The following is a 23097-nucleotide window of genomic DNA, read 5'->3' on the forward strand; positions in this document are numbered from 1 at the left end:
AATAGCTGTAAAAATAACGAAAACGTTTACCGTTAGCAATTTTAAATTACATTTTCAGATAAAAATCTTTAGTAAGCGTCACGTAATCATCGGTGTATTTATGTCTCTCCGTTTCAATGATGAGGTGCGATTTTTTTACTTCGGTATGGTTCCGTGTAAAAGTGATTAAACTGCGCTTTATTTCCGATTTGGGGTTTCCTTGAACATGCGTTAATCGACTCGGAAATAACGCATAAGAAGCTGCTAGATTGATAAAGGTTTCTTCCTCTTGAAATGGAATAATAACGGAAAACTCACCTATTTCCGAAAGCAGTTTTGAGACACTTTTAATTAAATGTTCAAAAGGCATAGCATCTTGAAAACGTGCTGTTTCTCGTGAAGATTCTAGCTTTTTCCCATCTTTAATTCTGGAAGCGGAAGGAAGCGAGGGTATATAGAAGGGAGGATTTGATATGATGAGATCGTATTGCTCTTCAATTTCATCCGTGAACTCTTCTAATGAAGCATGGTAACAGAATAGGCGATCTGCCCAAGCCGATAATTCGAAATTATCCACACATTGCTCATAAGCGGCATCGTCAATTTCAAGAGCATCAATAATTTCTGCGTTACTGCGCTGCGCTAACATTAAAGATAAAATACCAGTTCCAGTACCTATATCTAAAATAGAAAACGGATTAAAGCTTAAGGAGGTCCATGCGCCTAATAAAACGGCATCTGTACCTATTTTCATAGCACATTGCTCTTGATGAATAACGAATTGTTTAAATTTGAAGGGCGCCATTAATGAAATATATTTTAAAGTGATTCAAGGTGCTAAAATATTCTTAATTAATAAATAAGTGACGTATTAAATTGTAATTTTATGGCTTCTAATATTTTCAATAATGATAACCCCATCTTTACCAGAAAATGAGAAGCAAAGACAGCGTGCTGTAGAGCGTTATGTTTTGTTAGACTCACTACCCGAAAGTAGTTATGATGAAATAACAGCTTTGGCGTCTTTAATTACGGACGCACCCATTTCATTAATTACGTTATTGCATAGCGATCGAAATTTTTTCAAATCGCATTACGGTCTGCCTTTTAATCAATCTCCCAGAAATATTTCATTTTGTGGCCATGCTATAATTTCTGATCACCCAATAACAATCATAGAAGATGCCAGAAAAGATGATCGTTTTCATGATAATCCTTTAGTATTAGAACAGGGTGCCGTGTTTTATGCTGGTGTGCCATTGGTAGATCCTCAAGGTTATAGATTAGGAACATTATGTATTTTTGATACCAAGCCAAAAACATTGGATCATAAACAAATTGCTACTTTAAAGGTTTTAGCAAATCAGGTTGTGCGTTTATTTGAAGAGCGTGTAGCTAATATGAAACTTGAAGCTCTTAAAGAGGAGTTGGTATTGCGTAATGAAAACTTAAGGAAATTCGCTAACGTAATTAGTCACGACTTAAAATCGCCTTTAGCAAACATTACATCCTTAATAGATTTACTTGAGGATGATTTTAAGGAGCTTGCTTCTCCTCAATCTTTAGAGTACTTGCAGTATTTAAAAAGTTCTTCAAACTCTTTAAGAGATTATATTGATGGTTTACTAATATTTTATAGCAATTCTGAATTGGCTGAAAGTAACAAAGTGTCCATGAAATTTGAAGATTATATGGAGCATATTAAAAATTTATGTCATATAAATAGAGAGAAAGTTACTTTTAATTACAGTAAAAACGTTGGTGATATTGTAGTTAATAAATCAGCTTTATCGCAAATATTAATGAACCTAATTACCAATTCCATTAAATATAATGATAAGGAAGTAACGGTTATAGACGTTGCTTGTACTTCAAACGAAAACGATTATATTTTTGAAGTAAAAGATAATGGTCCTGGTATTCCAGCAGATAAAAAAGATGTTGTTTTTAATTTGTTCTCTGTGATTGGAGAGGATAAGTACAAGAATAAAGGGACAGGAATTGGTTTAGCGACTGTTAAAAAGTTGGTTGAAAATTTAGGTGGCAATATAAGGATATCCTTACCAGAAAGTGGTGGTTGTATTTTTACCTTTAATTTGAAACGTTCAGATAATTAATCTAAATACAAATCGATTAAACCTTCAGGTGTATCTAAAATAATTTCTTTTTTATCTTTGTCTACTTTGACGATAAAAGCATCGTTTAAGGGAATTAAAATTTCAGTGCCATCGCGATCAATTTCAAAAAGTACTTGTGCGGTGGAGTCGTTTATAGAAGAAACGGTTCCAACATGTCCAAAATTAACATCGCTTACTTTAAAACCAATTATTTCGTGGTAGTAAAATTTATCGCCCTCTAGTTTAGGAAGCAAATCTAAAGGCAAATAGATATCGCTTTTTATCAGCGCGTCGGCATCTGCTTCGGTGTCTACATCTTCAAAGCGCACCCGTAATAAATCGGATTTATGTAATTGAGAAGATTCTATAAAAAACGGAACTAAATTATTGCGTAAATCCACAAACATAGAATCTAGATTCTCGTATAAATCGGGTTCATCTGTATCTAGTTTTATTAGCAGTTCACCTTTAAAACTATATTTAGATACTATTTTTCCTAAATAAAAACAATCTTCTTTTTTCATGATGTTTCGTCTGTTCGAGCGCAGTCGAGAACTTTAAAATGTCAGGTTAATTACATCTCGACGGCGCTCGATGTGACATTTGTAGATATAAAAAAAACCCAGACTGAAGCAGTCTGGGTTCAAAAGTATAAAAAATTTTGTTTTTTATTCTTCTTCTTTTGAAGCATCTGCTTCAGCTACAGGAGCATCTTCCGTTACTTCTTCAGCAACTTCTTCTACTACTGGTGTGTTGGCAGCAATACGCGCTGCATTTGTTGCTTTCTCAGCTTCTAACGCTTTTGCTTTTGCTTCAGCTTGAGCAACTGTTAAACCTTGCGATTTAGCATCTACTTTACCTGCTTTTTCATCTAACCAAGCTGTGAATTTAGTTTCAGCTTGTTCTTCTGTTAAAGCACCTTTTCTAACACCACCTGCAAGGTGATTTTTTAACATCGCACCCTTATAAGATAAAATACCTTTCGCAGTATCGGTAGGTTGAGCACCGTTTTGTAACCACGTTACAGCTTTATCAACATCTAATTCAATAGTTGCTGGGTTTGTGTTTGGATTGTAAGAACCTATTTTTTCTAGGTATTTACCATCTCTTTTTGCTCGTGCATCGGCTGCTACGATCCAGTAATAAGGTTTTCCTTTTTTACCGTGTCTTTGTAATCTGATTTTAACTGACATAAAAATTAATTAGTGAGGTTCGCGACCTCTATTATTAATAAGGTGGCAAAGATACTATATTTTTTTATTGAATTTTAAATAGTTATGTAAAAATATATGATAGTATTTTCTTTTTGAACCCCTGTTTTACAATTTGTTATAAGTCAGAAAAGTATAGTACCTCGACTACCCAAGCATATAATACTATCGGTTTAGGCGCGTTTTACTGTAATATGAATTAATTGATGAGGTTATAATGTTGAATATTAGGTTGTTTTTGTAATTTGTAAGGAGATTTTCACAAAAAAATTAACAAACACAGTTGTCTAGTGGAATTTAATGTTAAAAACAGCTAAAGTTTTAAAGGTATCCCTTGATATACTTGGCTTTACTCTTGATAAACTGTATATTAGAGTAGATGTGAAACAATACGCATCTATAAAAAACCTATTGAAATTTAAATGACAGAGATTATGAAGTTCACAGAAGAAATTTCAAACAAATTAAACGAATTATTAGTCAAAAATTATGACGCCGAAAAAGGTTATATAAATGCTATGAATAATGTGGAGCAATCCGATTTGAAAATGTTTTTCAAGCGCTGCGCTACAGAACGCAGTCAGTTTGCTAAAGAATTGCGAACGGAAATACTACAGTATGGAGAAATTCCAGAAGATTCAGGTAGTTTTAAAGGTACGATGCATCGAAATTGGATGTCACTTAAAGCCACCTTTTCATCTAATAATGAGGACGCAATTTTAGAAGAAGCCATCCGTGGGGAAAAAGAAAGTTTAGAAGAGTATAAAGACTTTCTTAAAGACAGAACTTTGCCACCAAGTATAGACGCGCTGCTAATAAAACATAAAAATGCGATTCAAGGCGCGATTAACATGGAGAAAGTCCAAGAGGAATTAATATCCTAGAGTATATTGAAGTTAAGTACAAAAATTGCTAGAATTAGAATTTTAAGCGCAGCTGGAAATAGTTGCGCTTTTCTTTTGTAATGGTTTGGTTCGGAAGCGCTTTAAAATCTGGATATAAGCTTTTAAGAATTTAACTTTAGTCTAGTGTCTATATTCTAGCTTTTAAAATTATATTATATTCAGCATTAGCACTTTTTATAACGCCGCACAAATAACTCTAACTTCATTTTTAAAACCATTAATAATACGTAATTTTATAGTCTTGTTTTTTTGAACAAACTCATAAATTATTTTGGTGTTTGAGCCAGGTTTAGTTCAGCTTAACGACCAACAAAAAACAACTCTACAACAGATGTACTTAATTTTCGATACAGAAACAACCGGCTTACCAAAACGTTGGAACGCACCTATTACGGATACCGACAATTGGCCAAGATGTATTCAAATTGCTTGGCAGTTGCATGATGATATGGGAAACTGTATCGAACATCAGGATTATTTAGTGAAACCAGAAGGTTTTAATATCCCTTATGATGCGGAAAAGATTCATGGTATTTCTACCGACTTAGCCATGGAGCAAGGTGTGCCGCTAAACGAAGTATTAGAAAAATTTAACGAAGCTTTAAATAAAACCACGTTTGTGGTGGGTCAGAATGTGAAATTCGACCTGAATATTATGGGTGCCGAATTTGTTCGTGGAAACCTAGAAAATAAACTTCAAGAACTACCAGTTTTAGATACGTGTACCGAGCATACCGCCAGTTTATGCGAACTACCAGGAGGGCGTTATGGTAAATTTAAACTGCCAACTTTAACGGAGTTACACCAATTTTTATTTAATAAACCGTTTTCTGAAGCGCACAACGCGACTGCCGATGTGGAAGCAACTACGCGTTGTTTTTTAGAGCTTATTAGAAGAGAGGAATTTACTGTTGAGCAGTTAGATGTTCAGCCAGATTATTTTGCGAAATTCTCCAAAGCGAATCCGCAGGAAATTAAGCTGATTGGTTTAAAGCACATCAATTTAAAGAAAGCGAGTACTAAAATTCGTGAGCGTATATTAAAAGCGCAAGATGATGGCTTGTCTGCTCAAGAAATAAAGGAAAACATTTCGGAGTTAAAGGCGGTGGATTTTGTCCATTTGCATAACCATTCGCAGTTTTCTATTTTACAATCTACTATTAGTATTCCTAAATTGGTTGCTAGTGCAGCAGAGCATAATATGTCGGCCGTGGCACTAACCGATCATGCGAACATGATGGGTGCTTTTCACTTTGTAAAAGCTGTTGGGAATCACAATAGGAATGTTCAGGAAAAAAATATAGAAGCAGAAGCACGTGGTGAAAAACCAATATTAAAACAAATAAAACCCATTTTAGGTTGTGAGTTTTTTGTGTGTGAAGATCATAAAGATAAATCCAGAAAGGATAATGGCTATCAAATTGTTTTATTAGCGAAGACTAAAAAAGGTTATCATAATCTAGCTAAATTATCGTCTCATGCCTTTGTAGATGGTTTTTACTATTTGCCAAGAATTGATAAAAAACTCATCCAGCAATATAAAGAAGATATAATTGTGCTCACCGGTAACCTATATGGTGAAGTACCGAGTAAAGTTTTAAATGTTGGTGAAAAGCAAGCCGAGGAAGCTTTGCTGTGGTGGAAAGAAGAGTTTGGCGACGATTTGTATATTGAAATTATGCGTCATAATCAGGAGGATGAGAATCGGGTGAATCCGGTTTTAATTGATTTTTCACGAAAGCATAATGTTAAATTAGTCGCTTCCAATAATACCTATTATGCTAAAAAGGAAGATGCCAATGCACATGATATTTTGCTTTGTGTAAAAGATGGTGAAAAGCAAGCCACACCAATTGGTCGTGGTCGCGGTTACCGTTTTGGAATGCCAAATCAGGAATATTATTTCAAGTCTTCAAACGCCATGAAGGAACTTTTTAAAGATATTCCAGAAGCTATCAGTAACATCCAAGAAGTAGTTGATAAGGTGGAGTCTTATGAGTTGGCGCGTGATGTTTTGTTGCCTGCTTTTGATATTCCTGAAGCCTTTAAAAATGAAGAAGATTTAGCCGATAAAGGCAAGCGTGGTGAGAATGCTTTTTTGCGACACTTAACTTACATGGGCGCTAAAAAACGATATGGTGAAGAATTAACGGAAGAAATTACTGAACGTTTAGACTTCGAATTAAGCGTTATTGAAAACACGGGATATCCTGGATATTTCCTAATTGTAGAAGATTTTATTCGCGAAGCCCGAAATATGGATGTTTCCGTTGGTCCTGGTCGGGGTTCGGCAGCCGGTTCTGTAGTAGCCTACTGTTTGTGGATCACCAATATTGATCCCTTAAAATATGACTTACTTTTTGAGCGTTTTTTGAATCCCGATCGTGTAAGCATGCCTGATATTGATATCGATTTTGATGATGAAGGTCGAAGTCGTGTTATGGATTATGTAATTAAAAAATATGGAAGTAGTCAGGTAGCGCAAATTATCACCTATGGTACCATGGCGGCCAAATCGTCGATTCGGGATACGGCTCGTGTCTTAGATTTACCGCTTTTTGATGCCGATCGTATTTCTAAACTAATTCCTACCATGTCCAAATTAGGGAAGATTTTTGGCATGAGTGAAAAGGAATTGAGTTCTAAATTCCGCTCTGAAGATTTGCTAAAAGTCCATGAGCTTTTAAATATTTCTGAAGGGTCAGATTTACAAGCCGAAACCGTTAACCTGGCAAGAACGCTAGAAGGTTCGGTTAGAAACACCGGAATTCACGCTTGTGGTGTTATTATTACACCGGATGATATTACCAAATTTGTGCCTGTTGCAACCGCTAAAGATTCAGATTTATATGTTACCCAATTTGATAACTCTGTTGTTGAAGACGCCGGATTATTAAAAATGGATTTCTTGGGCTTAAAAACGCTGACCTTAATTAAAGACACGGTTAAATTAGTTAAGTCAAAACATGATATTTTATTGGATCCTGATAGTTTTCCGTTGGATGATGAAAAGACTTACGAGTTATTCCAACGTGGTGAAACGGTTGGTGTTTTCCAGTATGAATCGCCTGGGATGCAAAAACACTTAAAGGAATTAAAACCTACAGTTTTTGAGGATTTAATTGCTATGAACGCTTTGTACCGTCCAGGACCAATGGAGTATATTCCTAGTTTTACCAGACGTAAACACGGAAAAGAAGATATTGAGTACGATTTACCAGCCATGGAAGAGTACTTAAAAGAAACTTACGGGATTACGGTTTATCAAGAGCAGGTGATGTTGCTATCGCAAAAGCTAGCCAACTTTACAAAAGGTGAAGCCGATGTTTTGCGTAAAGCCATGGGTAAAAAGCAAATTGCGGTTCTGGATAAAATGAAACCGAAATTTATTGAGCAAGCGGAAAAAAATGGCCATGATGCTAAAAAATTAGAAAAAATTTGGAAGGATTGGGAGGCTTTTGCTAGTTATGCCTTTAATAAGTCGCACTCTACTTGTTATGCATGGATTGCATACCAAACGGCCTATTTAAAAGCGCATTATCCAGCCGAATATATGGCGGCTGTACTGTCCAATAATATGAATGATATTAAGCAAGTGTCCTTCTTTATGGAGGAATGCAAGCGTATGAGATTACCTGTTTTGGGACCAGATATTAACGAAAGTTTTTATAAGTTTTCAGTAAACCAAGATAATGCCGTGCGTTTTGGAATGGGCGCTATTAAAGGTGTTGGTCATGGCGCGGTGATGACTATTGTTACAAATCGTGAAGAAGTTGGGCATTTTAAATCGATTTTCGATTTTGCCAAGCGTATTGATTTACGAGCCGCCAATAAAAGAGCCTTTGAAGGTTTGGCTTTAGCTGGTGGTTTTGATAGTTTTTCAGATACGCACCGTGCCCAGTATTTTCATGATGATGGTGATGGGATTACCTTTTTAGAAAAAGCGATTAAATATGGTGCCAAGCATCAGGAAAATGAAAACTCGGCGCAGGTAAGTCTGTTTGGAGAAGCTAGTGATGTTCAAATTGCTGAACCCGAAGTACCGCCATGTGAAGAATGGGGAACCATGGAGAAATTAGCCCAAGAAAAAGAAGTGGTGGGGATTTATATTTCTGGTCACCCGTTGGATGATTTTAAAATAGAAATGAAAACTTTTTGTAATGCTAATTTAGCCTTGCTAGATAATTTAGAAACCTATGTGAATCGCGAACTAACGTTTGGATGTGTGGTTACCGATGTACAGCATCGGGTGAGCAAACAAGGAAAAGGATGGGCTATTTTTACGGTTGATGATTATACCAACAGTTTTGAATTTAGAATTTTTGGTGAAGAATATTTAAAGTTTCGACACTTTTTATTAAAAAATTCCTTTGTACATGTTAAGGTTTTGGTTCGGGAAGGTTGGATTAATAAAGAAACTGGCGTTCGGAGTGATCCGCGAATTCAGTTTAATAGCTTTCAGTTGCTGCATGATGTGATGGCTGCTTATGCGAAAAAGTTATCGATACAATTAAATATTGCCGATTTGGAAGAGTCGAAAATAAACGAATTACAAGGAGTGTTCCGAAGCCATATTGGGGATCATATACTGAATTTCATTGTTTATGATAATGAAGAACAGATAAAATTAAAGATGATAAGTAGAAAACAAAAAGTACATATTACCCAAGAATTATTATTAGAGTTGGAGGAGCATGATGTTTTTTATAAGTTGAATTAATTTGTTACATTGAGCGCAGTCGAAGTGTCATGATATATGTGTTTAAGCAAAATTATAAACATCTAATTTCTGCTATAACCCAATGATTAAGTCCCGTGTAAAGAATGGTAGCGGTATCCTTTTTTGCCGTGAGAGCAAAAAAAGACCTGCCTGCCGGCAGGCAGGTTTAGCGTACAGCCTGAAGCTTTATAGTGGAAGCGAAAAAGGATTACACCCAAATAGATAGTATAACTGCAAGTGATCCAACCATAAACAAAACAAATTGTATGGTTGTAAGCTTTTGCAAAATTTTTGACTAATATTGCATAGATGTCTGGTTACAGGCAGTTAAATTTGAAGTATAACACATTAAAATTAAATATTATGGCATTAGAAATTACAGATGCAACGTTCGAGGAAACAGTACTAAATAGTGACAAACCTGTAATGGTTGATTTTTGGGCTGCCTGGTGTGGACCATGTCGTATGGTTGGACCAATCATTGATGAAATTGGTAAAGAATACGAAGGGAAAGCCATTGTTGGAAAAGTAGATGTAGATGCAAATCAGGAATTTGCTGCTAAATACGGTGTGAGAAACATTCCTACGGTATTGGTTTTTCATAAGGGTGAAGTTGTAGGTCGTCAAGTGGGTGTAGCGCAAAAAACAGCCTACACGGAAGCTATTGACGCACTTTTATAGAATGCTTTTGTCTAGAGATTCCCTGTCTATTAGATAGGAAAATAGAAAAAAGAAGAAAGGTTTGCTGTTATGGCAAACCTTTTTTAGTTTAGGGCTATAATTATTTAGATTCTTTAGTTTAGGAGTATTTTAAAAATAGAAAAATGTTCATGCAATATTTTGAAATATAGACGGTCAAGTCTAGTTTTTAACAGCGAAGCGATCTAATATCTATAAGAAAATGGATTTACAAAGTGAATTAAATAAAGCAGGTGGTTTTAAAAATCTAGAATTACTTGCTAAGCAAGTTGTGGAAGGCTTTATTGCAGGGATACATAAAAGTCCTTTTCATGGATTTTCGGCAGAATTTGCGGAACACAAAATTTATAATCAAGGAGAAAGTACGCGACATATTGATTGGAAGTTATTTGCCAAAACCGACAAGTTATATACCAAGCGGTACGATGATGAAACGAATTTGCGATGCCATTTAATTGTGGATAATAGTAGTTCCATGCATTATCCGGAACTTAAGGAGTATGGCATTGATTCATTAAACAAAATAGCTTTTTCGGCATTAGCGGTGGCCTCTTTAATGCATATATTAAAAAAGCAGCGCGATGCGGTTGGTTTGAGTATATATAGTGACAATTACGATTTCTATGCGCCCGAAAAAGGCAGTGAGCGTCACCACCAAATGCTAATGCATCAATTAAATACGATGATGTTGAATAATGGGCAGGGTAAGAAAACGGAAACTTACACGTATTTACATCAAATTGCAGAGAAAATTCATAAACGCTCCTTAATTTTCTTTTTCACGGATATGTTTCAAACAGAAACCGACGACGAAGCGTTGTTTGACGCTTTGCGGCATTTAAAACACAATAAGCATGAAGTAGTGTTGTTTCATGTTTTCGATAAGCAAATGGAGCTTCAATTCGATTTTGACAATACACCCAAGCGTTTTATAGATATTGAAACTGGAGATCATATTAATCTGTACGCTGATAGGATAAAAGAGACCTATGAAACGGCGGTAAAAGATTATTTTAAGGCTATTCGCTTAAAATGTCAGCAATATCGAATAAATTATGTGGAGGCGGATATAAATAAAGATTTTAATAACATCTTGACAACGTATATGATAGCGCGTGAAAAGTTCAAGTAGTAAAAAAAAATTTAAAATTTCTTGCAAAAACATTTGTCATATTGAAAAAGCTGTTTATATTTGCAGCCGCTTGAGAGGGTAATACGAGAGTAATAAACAATCAAGCATGCAATATGCAACGGTCTGGTAGTTCAGCTGGTTAGAATGTCGCCCTGTCACGGCGAAGGTCGCGGGTTCGAGTCCCGTCCAGACCGCAAAATTGCTAAAAGCTTCAAGAAATTGAAGCTTTTTTTGGCAATAAAATTTAGTTGTGTTGTTTGATAGATGTAGTAGTCTATCAATGGTTTAAGTAGTTAAACCGATGGAAAGCTTTCCTTTTTTCTTTATAGAAGATTGGGATGCTTTTTTGTTTTAGGGTGGTTTTGACTTAAAGAAATGCCGTATTTAGTTCATTACTTATTTAGCGCTTCATGAACTATAAGATCATGAATTTTTAAAAGCATAAGTTTAATTTATAGCTAATAAAATGTTATCTTTTTGGAATAATAAGAATACAGCAAATTTACAAGACAAATTTAAATACTATGTTTATAGGTTGCATGGGCCTTTAATCAATCGATTTTAGTTGTAATTGCATGTAAGTTAATTAGTTATATTGTTGTTGAAGCAATTCATTAAAGCTTGTATAATGAACCGATCACATAATAAAATAGACACATCAAATGCTTTCCCATTCTGTGAAAGTGTCTATCCAAATATATTTCATACTAATCCAACACCCCAATTTCTATCAAATAAATTGGATGGAAAACTTATTGATGTCAATGAAGCTTGGGAGTCCTTTACTGGCTATAAAAAAGAAGCAGCAATTGGGAAGTCTTTACAGGCGCTTAACCTTATTAAATTTAATGATTCAGATTCTATAAAGGAGGTGTTAGCGGGAAAAGAGCTTTCCAATTACCACCAAGTAGAAATTACTAGAAAAGACGGCGAAATCACATATGGTTTGGCAACTTTTCAACTTATAACTTATGGAGAAATCACGTATGTTGTTTCTACGATTTTAGATATCAGTAAATTAAAGAAATCGGAAAATCAACTATTTATCGCTAATAATTTCTCTGATCGTCTGTTAGATTGTATGCATGAAACTATGGTTATATTGAATGCAGATCTTACCTGTATAAAAGTAAATAAAGCATATTGTGAATTAACAGGTTTTGAAGCAAAAGATATTGTTGGAACTAAAGCGCCGTTTCCACATTGGCCAACAGAACAATATGACGTTATTCAAGAATACGTGCAGAAAGTTATAAAGGGAGAATTTAAGAGGAAGCAAGTTATCTTAAAGAAAGCTAATGGAGATAGATTTGAGTCTTCCATTGCCTTGACGAAAATCACCAATCACAATAATGATATTATCGGTTATTTTAGTATAGCCGTAGATATTTCAGAGCGTTTACAATATCAAAATGAATTAGAGGCAAATGCGAGAAAATCTATACAGAAAAAGGATGCTATTTTAAAACTAGTAGACCTGATCGGAAAAGATTTTAATGAAACACTCAAAGAAGTCACTTCTATTTCTGCCCAAGTAATGGAGGTTAATGGCGTGCGTATTTGGCAGTTCAATGCGGATGAAACTGCTATGAAGTGTTTAAGCGCCTATAATATAAATGAAGATAAGCTTAAAAGTGATGCCGTAATTTACACCAAAGATTACCCTAACTACTTTAAAAAACTTTATAAATATAAAAGCATTAGGGTTGATAACGCTTTTGAAAGTGATTTAACAATAGAGTTTATTGAAGAGTATTTAAAACCTTTAGGGATTTCCGCTGTTTTAGATGTGTTTGTAAAAGGTAGTGATGGGCACTTTGGGGTTATCTGTTTTGAGCATATAGGTGAACCCAGAAAATGGACAGATGAAGAAGAGGAGTTCGCAACAATGGTTGGCGGTATTGTATCATTAGTAGTAGAAAACTCTGAACGTAAAAAGATTGAAAAGAAGTTAATTTTAGAGAAAGAATTTTCTGAAGAACTAATAGACTCTTTATTAGAAGGTTTGGCGGTTGTTGATTTGGATAAAAAAATTATTCGGGTCAATAAAACCTTATGTTCAATGACTGGATTTACCGAAGAAGAGTTAATAGGTGATATCTTTCCCTATAAATATATGCCGACTGAAATCCATGATAGAATTACTTTTAGCGGTACACGTAAAGAGAAAAATAACACGCGGCAATTAACCTTTATGCGAAAAAATGGCGAGCGATTTCCGGTGTCCTTAGCATTCTCATCAGTCAAGGACAGGAGCGGCAAGACAATTGCGTACTTTACTACGATTATAGACATAACAGATAAGGTTAAAGATGAAGAAGCCTTAAAAGAGCATGTCCAAATTGTTTTAAGGCGAAAAGAGGTTATCTCTAAACTCGTTTCTATGGTTGGTCTGGATTATGAGTCTACCATATATCATATTGCCAAGCTATCGTCCGAGGTTTTAAACGCCGACAGAATTACCATTTGGGAGTTTAAAGAAAATGAAAATCAATTGGCAAACAAGATTTTTTATAATGTTAAAGAAGATGTTCTAGGTAAGGAGGATTTGATATTGCCAAAAACTGATTTCCCGAAATATTTTGAAGCTTTTGATACGAATTCAATTCTAAATATAGCCAACACAAATAACCACCCAGCAACCAAAGAGTATGCTAAAGTTTTTATGTCACCACCTCAAATTACATCGCGTTTGGATGCCGTAATTCACGGTAGGGAAATGCGCTATGGATTAATTAGCTTTGAACGTTATGGCCAGGATGCAGTTTGCTCGGGAGAAGAGGAAAGCTTTGTGGCTGCAGTAGCGAATATTATATGGCTTATGGTAGAAAGCAAAGAAAGGAAAGCAGCTGAAAGTGAGCTTAAAAATGTAAATTTAAACTTACAGTCTGTTAACACAGAATTAAAAATGCTTAAAAAAGAGTTAGAACAAGAAAATATTTATTTACGAGAAGAAATCGATTTGGTTTTTAACTACGAAGAAATGGTTTACGGAAGCAGGGCTTTTAGTCAAGTTCTCACCGAGGTAGAGCAGGTTGCCGGCACCAATGCAACCGTTTTGCTTTTAGGGGAATCGGGAACAGGAAAAGAATTGATAGCTCGGGCAATACACAACATTAGTGAGCGAAAAAACAAACCGTTAATAAAGGTGAATTGTGCTGCCATTCCGAAGGAATTGATAGAAAGCGAATTATTTGGCCATAAAAAAGGGTCGTTTACTGGAGCATTCAAAGACAAGCTAGGGAAGTTTCAGTTGGCTGATGGCGGCACTTTGTTTTTAGATGAAATTGGCGAATTACCTTTAGATATGCAGCCAAAACTATTAAGAGCCATTCAGGAATTTGAAATAGAACAAATAGGCGGCACAGTAACTCAAAAAGTAGATATTAGAATTATAGCCGCTACAAATAGAGATTTAGAGCAAGAGGTAAAAGCAAAAAACTTTCGAGAAGATTTATTTTTTAGAATAAACGTTTTCCCCATTACCATTCCACCTTTAAGAGAACGTATTGAAGATATTCCAATCTTAATTGAGCATTTTGTAAACAAATACACAAAATTATATAATAAGAAAATTAAATTTATTTCAGAAAAAACAAAGAGTAGTCTCCAATCGTATTCATGGCCAGGAAATGTAAGGGAATTGGAAAATCTGGTGGAAAGGGCTGTTATTTTATCTAACAATGAGAAACTTGCTATTCCTAAATTCGAATCTTCAAACGAGGAAACCTTAATTTCTGCTACGGTTATTTCTCTTGACGATGTGCAAAGAATTCATATAAAAAAAATTCTTAAACAAACAAATTGGAAAATAGATGGTCCAGAAGGAGCAGCGGAACTCTTACAAATGAAATCCAGTACTTTACGCGATAGAATAAAGAAACTAGGCGTGGAAAAATCTGTATAAAACGCGGTATACCGTGGATATGTTTTTCGTCGAACATTAACCTCGGTATACCGTGCTTTTTATTTCAGATAAATTACTCCCTAATTATTTAGGAGTGCTGTATTCTAGGTGTTTATGGTTTTTAAAAAGGCAATTATTTTGTTTGGCACATATATTGGCATTAGTATTATACTATAAGCTCCCAAAAATGCTAACAAATGAATGCGCTTATTTTAAATAAACTCGACACTGTAAAATTTTGGATTGAAAACGACATTCTGTTTTGTAAATTTAATCAACTTGATTACTATTTTTCGGAAGATGAAGCCCGGTTTTTTTTAACTAAAATTGAGAAACTCACCAAAGGCAATCCCATGCCTTGCGTTATTGATGCGCGTCAATTTGTTGGGAATTTCTCTCCATCAGCGGCAAAATTATTTACAGCTAGTCCAATTATAGAAAATATTCTGGTTCATGCTTTTATAGCAGACACCTTCAATGTTAAACTTCTTATTGGTTCTTTTATTAGAATCTTTGGACAAAAGGCCCATATGCAAATTTTTAACACACCAGAAACTGCTTTAGAGTATTGTATAATAGCTAAAAATCTACGTGATGCTTAAAGAAACTGCAACGTCTGTCCTAGGAACGCAGGATAAAGTGCTATTGGCATCTTTAAAAAGTCACTTTCTTATTGTTATTTCAAATACCTGTGGAAAACTTATTTATTGTAATGATAATTTTTCGCAATTAATAGGTTTGCCTAATGATTCGATTACTGGCCAAACGAAACAATTGCTAAATTCTGTTATAAATTATAAAACGATTTTTTATAATTTATGGAGGACGCTTTTAACAGGTAAAGAATGGAGCGGTATTCTGTTTCATAAAAGCACAAATAATAAAGCTTATTCTTTAAATGCAACTGTTACGCCAGTACATAATGATCAAGGAGAGGTGGTTAAGTACACAACTATTTGTAAGGATATTAGTAATTATTACTCAAAATTTAAAGATAGTGCACCTCAATTTTGTGAAAAAGGTTTTTGGCAAGATAACTATATAAAAAATATTTTGTATCTTAATGTGCAGGGAGAAATTATTAATGCATCTGATCGTTCTTTGAAAAAAAGTGAGAGTCGTATTGTAGGTTGCTCCGTATTTGATTTTGTAAACCCCATTAATCACGATTTTGTTAGGGCTCAAATCCATAAAGTTTTTAATAAAGGCAAAAAAGCTGAATTCCAGTCTTTGGGTTTATCTGCCAAAGGCAATCAAAGGTTATATGTATCAAAAATAAACCCTGTTTACAATTTAAATGAGGAAATTATTTACGCCACGTTAAAAACCGTAAAGCAAAAAACCAAACCAAATACTAAACTAAAAGCTATTGAAACTAAATATAGCAACATTTCCCAATCCATTAATGTGGGTATTCTGGTGGTGACCAATAGTGTGGGTAATATTATAGAATGGAATAAAGGGGCTGAACTTGCATTTGGTTACTCTAATGCAGAAATTATTGGAGCACCCTTAACCATTTTAATTTCCAAGAAACATAGTGAGACAGGAGTTAAGGAACTTTTAAAAGCAAAAGAGCAGCTAGATAAATATGTTTGCAGAGAGAATATTGAGTTGCTAGGATTGCGAAAAAATGGCGAAGAGTTTCCATTAGAATTTGCCGTTAGTCATTGGCGAAATGGAAAAGAGAAATTCTATTGTGCATTTATGTTGGATATATCGAAACGAAAGGCTTTAGAAGCAAAACTTAAAAAAACCTCAAAAGATTTAGAGCTGTTTTTATACCGTTCAGCTCATGACCTAAAGGCACCCTTAACGTCTGCCGAAGGTCTTTTGCACTTGTTGAAAGAGGAGAAACTAAATAAAAGAGTGTCACTTATTGTAAATATGCTCGATCAAACATTGGAAAAGGGGAGACTGTTATTAGACGATTTAGCTTTTGCTTCTATTATTTCTGAAAAGCGACGCGACATTGCGATTGTAGATTTTCAGAAAATATTAGGTAGCACCATGATAGGGCTTAAGGGGATTAAAAATTTCGAGTCTGTAGCATTTCATATTGCCATAGAACAGGAGACTGATTTCTACTTTAATAGAGACCTCATTGATTCTATTTTACAAAATTTAATCCATAATGCGCTACGTTTTGCTAAACCAAAAACCGTAGCTTTTATACCAACTATTAATATCCTTATTAATGTTACAAATCAGGATGTTAATATGAGCGTAACCGACAATGGACTGGGACTAAAAGAAAACCATATAGATAAAGTTTTTGATCTTTATTTTAGGGTTAGCAATGAAGAATCCAATGGTGCTGGTCTTGGGCTTTATATAGTAAAACGTATTACGGACGATTTTAACGGTGAAACACGCGTAGAAAGTAAATTTAATAAAGGCACGACATTTAGTGTGTGCTTACCAAATCTAAAAGAAAGTACAGGGAATGACAATTAATAATATTATGCTAATTGACGACAATAAAATTGATTTGTTTGTTAATCAAAGAATCATTGAAAAATATAACCCTGAAGTAAAAACGAGGGTTTTTAATAATGGGAATTCGGCATTGAGTTTTTTAAAGCTGTTGGATTTGAAAGAAACAATAGAATCGGAAACAATACCGAGTGTAATTCTATTGGATATAAATATGCCAGAAATGAGTGGGTTTAATTTTTTTAAAGAATTTAAGCAACTTAGTACCTTACTTAAAAATAAGATAGAAGTTTACATATTGTCATCTTCTACTAGCCCTGATGATGTTAGAAAAGCTCAAAATGAATCGCTTTGTGCAGGTTATATTACCAAACCACTAACAGTTGATAAACTTAAAAGCTTATTAGATAAATCGGTTAACATGATTCAAGATGAGCCCTTTAAGAAAATAGTATAGACCCTAATCTAAATCCTAAAAAAATGAATTTAAAACTTAAACTTATTTTGTTCTTTACATGGGGTATCGGCTTCATGGCCAATGCACAAATTGTAAATAATGGGGATCTGAAAATATCCGAAAATACGGATGTTTATTTTCAGAACGCCTACACAAATACTGGAACTCATGATTCCGATGGTAATTTGCATTTAAATAATAATTTTACAAACAATGGAGCAACAGTTGCTGCAGCAGGGACTACTTATTTTATAAGTGCAACTAATCCTTTAATTAATTTATCTGGAACCAGTAAAGAAGCTAATTTTTACAATCTGGAAGTTGATGTTACAGCAGCAGGACAACAAGGTGTTTCGGTAGCCGATGAATTTAATCTTCATGTTTCTCATGCCATGAATTTAACAAATGGGGACCTGCGCTTAACTGGCGAATCGCAACTTATTCAGTCTCACGCAGGTTTAGATAATAATACAGTTGGTTTTGGTAAGCTTTTAAGAGATCAACAAGGAACAGTTTCTCCGTATGCCTACAATTATTGGTCGTCTCCAGTGAATATTAGTGGCACATTTAAGCTTCTAGGTGGAAAATTTGATGGTACGGATTCGCCACTTAATCCTTTTAATCCGACCCAAGTGCAATTTAATTCTGGATCACCATTTAACGGTTTACCACCAGAAACAGATGTTCCTGGAAATGTTACTAATGCTTTAACCATAAATAAAAGATGGCTTTATAAGTATGCTCGTGGAACAGGCGCTTATAACCAATGGATTAGTATCACTGAAAATACAGTCTTATCACCAGGGGAAGGTTATATCATGAAAGGCGCAAATGCCACGACTACAAATCAAAATTATGTCTATTATGGCGCGCCAAATAATGGCAATTATTCATTTAATATTTCAAGCGGTGAAGAAATTTTATTAGGAAACCCGTATCCTTCAGCTTTAGATGCCGAGAAATTTATTCAGCAAAATTCGACTATAGTAGATGCCTTATACTTTTGGGTAGATGGCGGCTCAACTAATCATAACTTATCAGATTATTTGGGTGGTTATGCTATATGGAATTTAACCACTGGAGCACCTCCAGCCATTACGTCCACTATGATTTCTGGATTAGGAAATTCTGGGACAGTGGAAGCACCCACACAATTTGTACCCGTAGGACAAGGGTTTTTTACAACAGCTATTGGTTCAGGAGCCATAAATTTTGATAATTCGCAACGTGTTTTTAAGACAGAAAAAGACGACGCATCTATTTTTTATAGAAATTCTGACGCGTTACTGGAAAATCCTAATTCTTATATACGTATTGGTTATGAAGATCCGCAAGGGTTTCATAGACAGATGGCTTTAGGCTTTCTTCCCAATTCGCCAGCCGACTTAAATCATAATAATGGATATGACGCCTTGCAATATGTAACGAGAACAAATGATGCTTTTTTTATTATAGAAAACCATGTCAATAAGCGCTACGCCATTCAAGGCGTTAATAGCTTTTCTGATACTATGGAGTTTCCTTTAGGTTTAATAATTTCAGAAACAGGAAGCCACAAATTTATGCTAGATGCTATTGAGAATTTTGAGGGCACGGTGTATTTAAAAGATAATGAGCAAGATGTAACCTACAGTTTATCAGATTCTGATTATACCTTTAATTTACCTCCAGGTGAGTATTCAGATCGATTTTCTATTGTATTTCAGCCTTCAAAATATTTATCTACGCCAGAAACCGAATTAAATCAAATTAGCATTTTTTATAACGGTCAAGATCAAATTGTGGTTGCTAATCCTAATTATTTAGAAGTATCAGTAATCACAGTTTACAACATGGTTGGACAACAAATTTTAGCACTCACAGATAATCTTTCCAATCAAAATAAAATCAGTATTCCTTTTAATCAAAGCAACGGCGTTTATCTAGTTGTTTTAAAAACAAATCGTGCACAAAAATCTACTAAAATTATAAAATACTAAATATGAAAGCTAAAAAAATACTCTTAAATATCTGTGGCTTAATAGCCGTTATGTTATTAACCGCCACAACTTATGCCCAAGTGGGTATTGGAACAATAACGCCTGATCCATCAGCCATGTTGGATGTTCAGTCTACGACTCAAGGCTTGTTAGCGCCACGAATGACTACTTTAGAGCGAGATGCAATTACTGCACCAGCCGAAAGTTTACTGGTGTTTGACACTACCGAGAAAGCCTTTTACTTCTATAATACAGCTTCATCTACTTGGATAAAACTAGCAAATGATGCTTCTGTAAAACGAAATAATTATAAGTTGATTAAATCTGTTGCTGATTTAGCGCAAGAATCTATAGATGGTGGTGCCACAGGTTATTTACTAGATACGAATACTTATTATGAAATTAATGGAACGATTAATTTGATTAAACCTATCAATTTAAACAACGCCTACGTTTCTGGGATGGATGCTAGTGAAGACGTACTTTCGTCAACGGGAGTTGTTTTTAAAGGAAATTCAGGTGGTAGTATTAGAAACGTCACCTTGAAAGGCACCAAAGCTTTTGAAATTACGGGTCCAGGAATCGCAACCAATTCATTTCTTTTTGTTCAAAATACTATTATTGACGGAATGAATAGTGTTGGGGCTATTTCTGGATTTGGTCTTTATTTTGCAAACATCGTTCAGTTTTTAAATAATGCAAATGGAATTACCTATTCTAACATTGGTAATTTACTGCTTAATAATCAAGGATGGTTTGCTAATAATAATGGTACTTTTGAAACCTTTTCTGGTGCCTTTGGTCTAATAGAGAAAGTTAGTGGATTTAGCAGTGTCGATGGAGCAGATATAGCTTTAGATGTTAGTAGCAACCCTAATGTATCAACTGGTATTTTGCAGGGAACGGTTTTTAGCGGGACACCTCCAGCCACAGGTTACATTAAAGGTTATACAATTGGTACATATTTAGATTTTAACTTTAACAATGCTTGGACAGTCGGTGCTCCTGGTATTCCTCGGGAAAATGATGATGTAGCTACTGGTAATTTGTATTATGATGAAGCTAACACACCCAATGTATTGACTGTCAGTAATACAACGCCTTTTAAATTACCAGTAAATACTATAGCAACATCGCTTTTCAGAACAGCTAAAGGCACAGGAGCTGGTAATGAAAATCGACTTATTTATCGAGGGGAAACTAGAAGGCCAATAAATATTTTTGCTGCAATATCATTTACCACAACATCGGGTACCCGATTTGCATTTTCAATATATAAAAACGGCTCAAAAGTAACTGGTACTGAAGCGGTTGTGGATGTTACGGATATAAATAGAAGACATTCGGTTACAGTAATTGGAACAGTCAATGTTGTTAAAAATGATTATATTGAAATATATGTGCGAAATACAAATTCTGGAAGTGAACAGATATTAATTACATCTTATAATTTAATTGTTAACTAAACTCTTTTTAACAAAAGTCTAAAAAAGCTTCAAGAAATTGAAGCTTTTTTAATGTTAGAATTCATCAAAACGAAACTTTAATTTCTCACATTCGGCAAAGATTGATACAATTTCTCAATCCGTCGTAAATCTGTAGCGTTTTGTATTGTTGTTTGGCTGTCTTCATAAAGCAGTTTGGCTTCTGCTTGTAAAGCATCCTGATATTCTGGTAAATGGGCTTGTTGCAGTAATAAATATTTAAACATGATAAAGAGCTTCTGTATACAGCTTAAATCGTGTTTGCAATAGGTTCTGTAAGACACCATAACTTGGTACAATAATTCCTTGAAATCTATGGTGGTTACGGCAATTAAGGAACGTTCATTATCATCGGATGTGAAAATAGTGCGGTCGTTTTTTTTAAGCCGTAAAGCAAAGAGTTCCGTTAAATAATCAATGGTACTAATGGCAGTTCCGGGATCATTTATGCCGGGCGACATGGCTTTCATGCCAATTTCGGTAATTTGTTTAAAAGCCAGCGTGTAATTATCTTCAACAAATTCACCTCTGGAAAAATTAAAGTTAGAAAGGATATCTTTAACCAATTCCTCATCTATTTCTTTACTAACTTGAATAATCGGTATACCTTCTAAAACAAACACACCTTGAATAACTAAAATTTTTAGTTGAATGTTTTCTTTTTCACAAATATCGATTAGATTAGATTTGGCAATATTTTGAAAATAACCAGTTTCAGAACTGTGGTAAGATATCCAATTGGACGTGTCCGGAAAGTCAGGTACGTTTTCCGATTCTTTTTCTATTAATTGATCCAAACGCTTTTTCGCTTTCTTGTAAATGCTATCTAAAATGTTATTAACCTGAATGGATTGAGATATAGAGTGAATGAAGTACAAGAAGGCACCCAAGCAAATCACTGTTAACACAATACCGATAAGTACCGAAAAACCTGGTAATTGATATTTATCGGTTTCCTGCGGATTAATACCAACCAGTGTAAACGTGTTGTATAAAATAGTGGCCAAATAAATCCCTAAAACAAATTGATGATTTCTATTGGAAATTAAACCGGGTAACACGCGCGGAGAAAAATTACTAGACGCCTGATTTAGTAATACCATTACCATAGAAAAGCTAAAAACCATGATGGATATAATACCACCCGTTAAAAAGCTTAAAAGTGTTTTGGCTGTATCTGCATTATTAATTACTAGCTGTGGAACATGCTCAATAACAAATGCTGAAATACCTTCTTTTTCCAGATACAACATAAGCATAGCAAAGTTAAAGCCAACAAAGCTAAAGAGGGTCGGGTAGAAAGCTATTTTGCCTCTTATAGTGTTTATAAAACTAATAAAGCGATTGTAAAGTGATTTCATAACGTGAATTAAGGTTACAAGTTAATAAGTTTTTTTGTGATAATTACTGAACATGCATATGCTTCTTATTTATTGAATAAAATTTAAAATAATTTTATGTAAGAAAATATTTCAAATTCTTGCGCTTCATCGATAAAATAAATTGTTCAATCGATAAACTAATAATGTTTCCTATATTAGTGGACGTCCAATGTGTTTTAATAAGTCTTAGAAGTGAGTTAGTTATCTCTTTTAAAAACAATTAATCCGCATAAATCGCTTGTTTGTTTTTTTATATAAATAATTAAAAATAGAAGGCGAAAAATAAGACGTTTAACTAGAATAATCCAACCATCATCATTGATGCATAATTATAATTTAATACTTAATACACCAATTAACATGAAAACTCTTAAAATTACTTTCGTAGCAGCTATTTTTTGTTTGACACTTACAGGTCTTACTATTCAAAAAGATATAAAGACAGAAGCAAACCCGAAAACATCTAATAATGATGAACAAGTTTCCCAAAAAGGAGACTTTAATTATGCATTTCAAGTTAATAGACATGTAAAAAAAGGAAAAGATATTCCAGCTCACGGATAGAATTTTGTCAATATTATTAAAAGAGATTGTTTAAATAGTTTAATTTCGTCTAACAGGAACTCCTAGCTGGCAACAGACAAGGGTTTCTGTTTAATCTAATCCTTTAAACCAAGTAGGATGACGAT

The 23097-nt window shown here is 34.4% G+C and carries 16 protein-coding genes and 1 tRNA gene; 13 read left to right on the forward strand and 4 right to left on the reverse strand.

Annotated features, from left to right (window positions below; all coding sequences use genetic code 11):
- Positions 1-46: 46 nt before the first annotated feature.
- Positions 47-784 (reverse strand): tRNA1(Val) (adenine(37)-N6)-methyltransferase, encoded by a 738-nt coding sequence (locus BZARG_RS14705; RefSeq protein WP_008639493.1) that lies wholly within the window; start codon positions 782-784, stop codon positions 47-49.
- Between the two features lie 103 nt (positions 785-887).
- Between BZARG_RS14705 and BZARG_RS14710 the strand changes: the two genes are divergently transcribed.
- Positions 888-2096 (forward strand): sensor histidine kinase, encoded by a 1209-nt coding sequence (locus tag BZARG_RS14710; protein WP_008639461.1) that lies wholly within the window; start codon positions 888-890, stop codon positions 2094-2096.
- On the opposite strand, the gene rimM is transcribed toward BZARG_RS14710, so the two are convergent.
- Together rimM and BZARG_RS14720 are read right to left on the reverse strand one after the other, a co-directional pair.
- Positions 2093-2620, reverse strand: coding sequence for a ribosome maturation factor RimM (gene rimM, locus BZARG_RS14715; RefSeq protein ID WP_008639471.1), 528 nt, complete (start codon positions 2618-2620; stop codon positions 2093-2095). The two genes, BZARG_RS14710 and rimM, sit on opposite strands and share 4 nt — an antisense overlap.
- Before the next feature lie 144 nt (positions 2621-2764).
- Positions 2765-3289: a 30S ribosomal protein S16 gene (locus BZARG_RS14720; protein WP_008639767.1), complete on the reverse strand. Its 525-nt coding sequence runs from the start codon at positions 3287-3289 to the stop codon at positions 2765-2767.
- Between the two features lie 452 nt (positions 3290-3741).
- Between BZARG_RS14720 and BZARG_RS14725 the strand changes: the two genes are divergently transcribed.
- From BZARG_RS14725 to BZARG_RS14775, 11 genes are all read left to right on the forward strand, one after another.
- On the forward strand, positions 3742-4191 hold the full coding sequence (locus BZARG_RS14725) for a ferritin-like domain-containing protein (RefSeq protein ID WP_008639669.1): 450 nt from the start codon (positions 3742-3744) through the stop codon (positions 4189-4191).
- A gap of 352 nt (positions 4192-4543) precedes the next feature.
- On the forward strand, positions 4544-8932 hold the full coding sequence (gene dnaE, locus BZARG_RS14730) for a DNA polymerase III subunit alpha (protein WP_008639600.1): 4389 nt from the start codon (positions 4544-4546) through the stop codon (positions 8930-8932).
- A gap of 363 nt (positions 8933-9295) precedes the next feature.
- Positions 9296-9613 carry a thioredoxin gene (gene trxA / locus BZARG_RS14735; protein WP_008639686.1) on the forward strand — a complete coding sequence of 106 codons (318 nt, stop codon included), beginning with the start codon at positions 9296-9298 and terminating at the stop codon, positions 9611-9613.
- 220 nt (positions 9614-9833) lie between these two features.
- Positions 9834-10763, forward strand: coding sequence for a DUF58 domain-containing protein (locus BZARG_RS14740; protein ID WP_008639636.1), 930 nt, complete (start codon positions 9834-9836; stop codon positions 10761-10763).
- A 120-nt stretch (positions 10764-10883) separates the two neighbouring features.
- Positions 10884-10957: transfer RNA gene (locus tag BZARG_RS14745), tRNA-Asp, on the forward strand.
- A gap of 434 nt (positions 10958-11391) precedes the next feature.
- The gene (locus BZARG_RS15375; RefSeq protein WP_008639517.1) at positions 11392-14670 is read left to right on the forward strand and encodes a sigma 54-interacting transcriptional regulator; all 3279 of its coding nucleotides are present in this window, start codon (positions 11392-11394) and stop codon (positions 14668-14670) included.
- Positions 14671-14867: 197 nt separating this feature from the next.
- On the forward strand, positions 14868-15272 hold the full coding sequence (locus tag BZARG_RS14755; protein ID WP_008639710.1) for a DUF7793 family protein: 405 nt from the start codon (positions 14868-14870) through the stop codon (positions 15270-15272).
- Positions 15265-17127: a PAS domain-containing protein gene (locus BZARG_RS14760; RefSeq protein WP_008639421.1), complete on the forward strand. Its 1863-nt coding sequence runs from the start codon at positions 15265-15267 to the stop codon at positions 17125-17127. Before BZARG_RS14755 ends, BZARG_RS14760 begins: the two co-directional genes overlap by 8 nt.
- Positions 17117-17563, forward strand: a complete 447-nt coding sequence (locus BZARG_RS14765; RefSeq protein ID WP_008639467.1) for a response regulator — start codon at positions 17117-17119, stop codon at positions 17561-17563. The genes BZARG_RS14760 and BZARG_RS14765 overlap by 11 nt, the downstream gene beginning before the upstream one ends.
- 23 nt (positions 17564-17586) lie before the next feature.
- A complete protein-coding gene (locus tag BZARG_RS14770; RefSeq protein WP_040288916.1) occupies positions 17587-19542 on the forward strand; it encodes a T9SS type A sorting domain-containing protein in 1956 nt (651 codons plus the stop codon).
- Between the two features lie 2 nt (positions 19543-19544).
- Positions 19545-21008, forward strand: a complete 1464-nt coding sequence (locus tag BZARG_RS14775; protein ID WP_008639644.1) for a hypothetical protein — start codon at positions 19545-19547, stop codon at positions 21006-21008.
- 77 nt (positions 21009-21085) lie between these two features.
- Here BZARG_RS14775 and BZARG_RS14780 read toward each other — a convergent pair whose 3' ends face one another.
- Positions 21086-22387, reverse strand: coding sequence for a DUF2254 domain-containing protein (locus BZARG_RS14780; protein WP_008639459.1), 1302 nt, complete (start codon positions 22385-22387; stop codon positions 21086-21088).
- A gap of 381 nt (positions 22388-22768) precedes the next feature.
- On the opposite strand from BZARG_RS14780, the gene BZARG_RS14785 reads away from it, so the two are divergent.
- Positions 22769-22972, forward strand: coding sequence for a hypothetical protein (locus BZARG_RS14785; protein ID WP_123766988.1), 204 nt, complete (start codon positions 22769-22771; stop codon positions 22970-22972).
- Positions 22973-23097: the final 125 nt, after the last annotated feature.

Origin of the sequence: Bizionia argentinensis JUB59, from assembly GCF_000224335.1 — a bacterium.
GTDB lineage: Bacteria > Bacteroidota > Bacteroidia > Flavobacteriales > Flavobacteriaceae > Algorimicrobium > Algorimicrobium argentinense.

What these genes read in the sequence shown, in the direction of transcription:
- BZARG_RS14705 (WP_008639493.1), bottom strand. Translation starts at nt 784, where the DNA reads ATGGCGCCCTTCAAATTTAAACAATTCGTTATTCATCAAGAGCAATGT.
- BZARG_RS14710 (WP_008639461.1), top strand. Translation starts at nt 888, where the DNA reads ATGATAACCCCATCTTTACCAGAAAATGAGAAGCAAAGACAGCGTGCT.
- rimM (WP_008639471.1), bottom strand. Translation starts at nt 2,620, where the DNA reads ATGAAAAAAGAAGATTGTTTTTATTTAGGAAAAATAGTATCTAAATAT.
- BZARG_RS14720 (WP_008639767.1), bottom strand. Translation starts at nt 3,289, where the DNA reads ATGTCAGTTAAAATCAGATTACAAAGACACGGTAAAAAAGGAAAACCT.
- BZARG_RS14725 (WP_008639669.1), top strand. Translation starts at nt 3,742, where the DNA reads ATGAAGTTCACAGAAGAAATTTCAAACAAATTAAACGAATTATTAGTC.
- dnaE (WP_008639600.1), top strand. Translation starts at nt 4,544, where the DNA reads ATGTACTTAATTTTCGATACAGAAACAACCGGCTTACCAAAACGTTGG.
- trxA (WP_008639686.1), top strand. Translation starts at nt 9,296, where the DNA reads ATGGCATTAGAAATTACAGATGCAACGTTCGAGGAAACAGTACTAAAT.
- BZARG_RS14740 (WP_008639636.1), top strand. Translation starts at nt 9,834, where the DNA reads ATGGATTTACAAAGTGAATTAAATAAAGCAGGTGGTTTTAAAAATCTA.
- BZARG_RS15375 (WP_008639517.1), top strand. Translation starts at nt 11,392, where the DNA reads ATGAACCGATCACATAATAAAATAGACACATCAAATGCTTTCCCATTC.
- BZARG_RS14755 (WP_008639710.1), top strand. Translation starts at nt 14,868, where the DNA reads ATGAATGCGCTTATTTTAAATAAACTCGACACTGTAAAATTTTGGATT.
- BZARG_RS14760 (WP_008639421.1), top strand. Translation starts at nt 15,265, where the DNA reads ATGCTTAAAGAAACTGCAACGTCTGTCCTAGGAACGCAGGATAAAGTG.
- BZARG_RS14765 (WP_008639467.1), top strand. Translation starts at nt 17,117, where the DNA reads ATGACAATTAATAATATTATGCTAATTGACGACAATAAAATTGATTTG.
- BZARG_RS14770 (WP_040288916.1), top strand. Translation starts at nt 17,587, where the DNA reads ATGAATTTAAAACTTAAACTTATTTTGTTCTTTACATGGGGTATCGGC.
- BZARG_RS14775 (WP_008639644.1), top strand. Translation starts at nt 19,545, where the DNA reads ATGAAAGCTAAAAAAATACTCTTAAATATCTGTGGCTTAATAGCCGTT.
- BZARG_RS14780 (WP_008639459.1), bottom strand. Translation starts at nt 22,387, where the DNA reads ATGAAATCACTTTACAATCGCTTTATTAGTTTTATAAACACTATAAGA.
- BZARG_RS14785 (WP_123766988.1), top strand. Translation starts at nt 22,769, where the DNA reads ATGAAAACTCTTAAAATTACTTTCGTAGCAGCTATTTTTTGTTTGACA.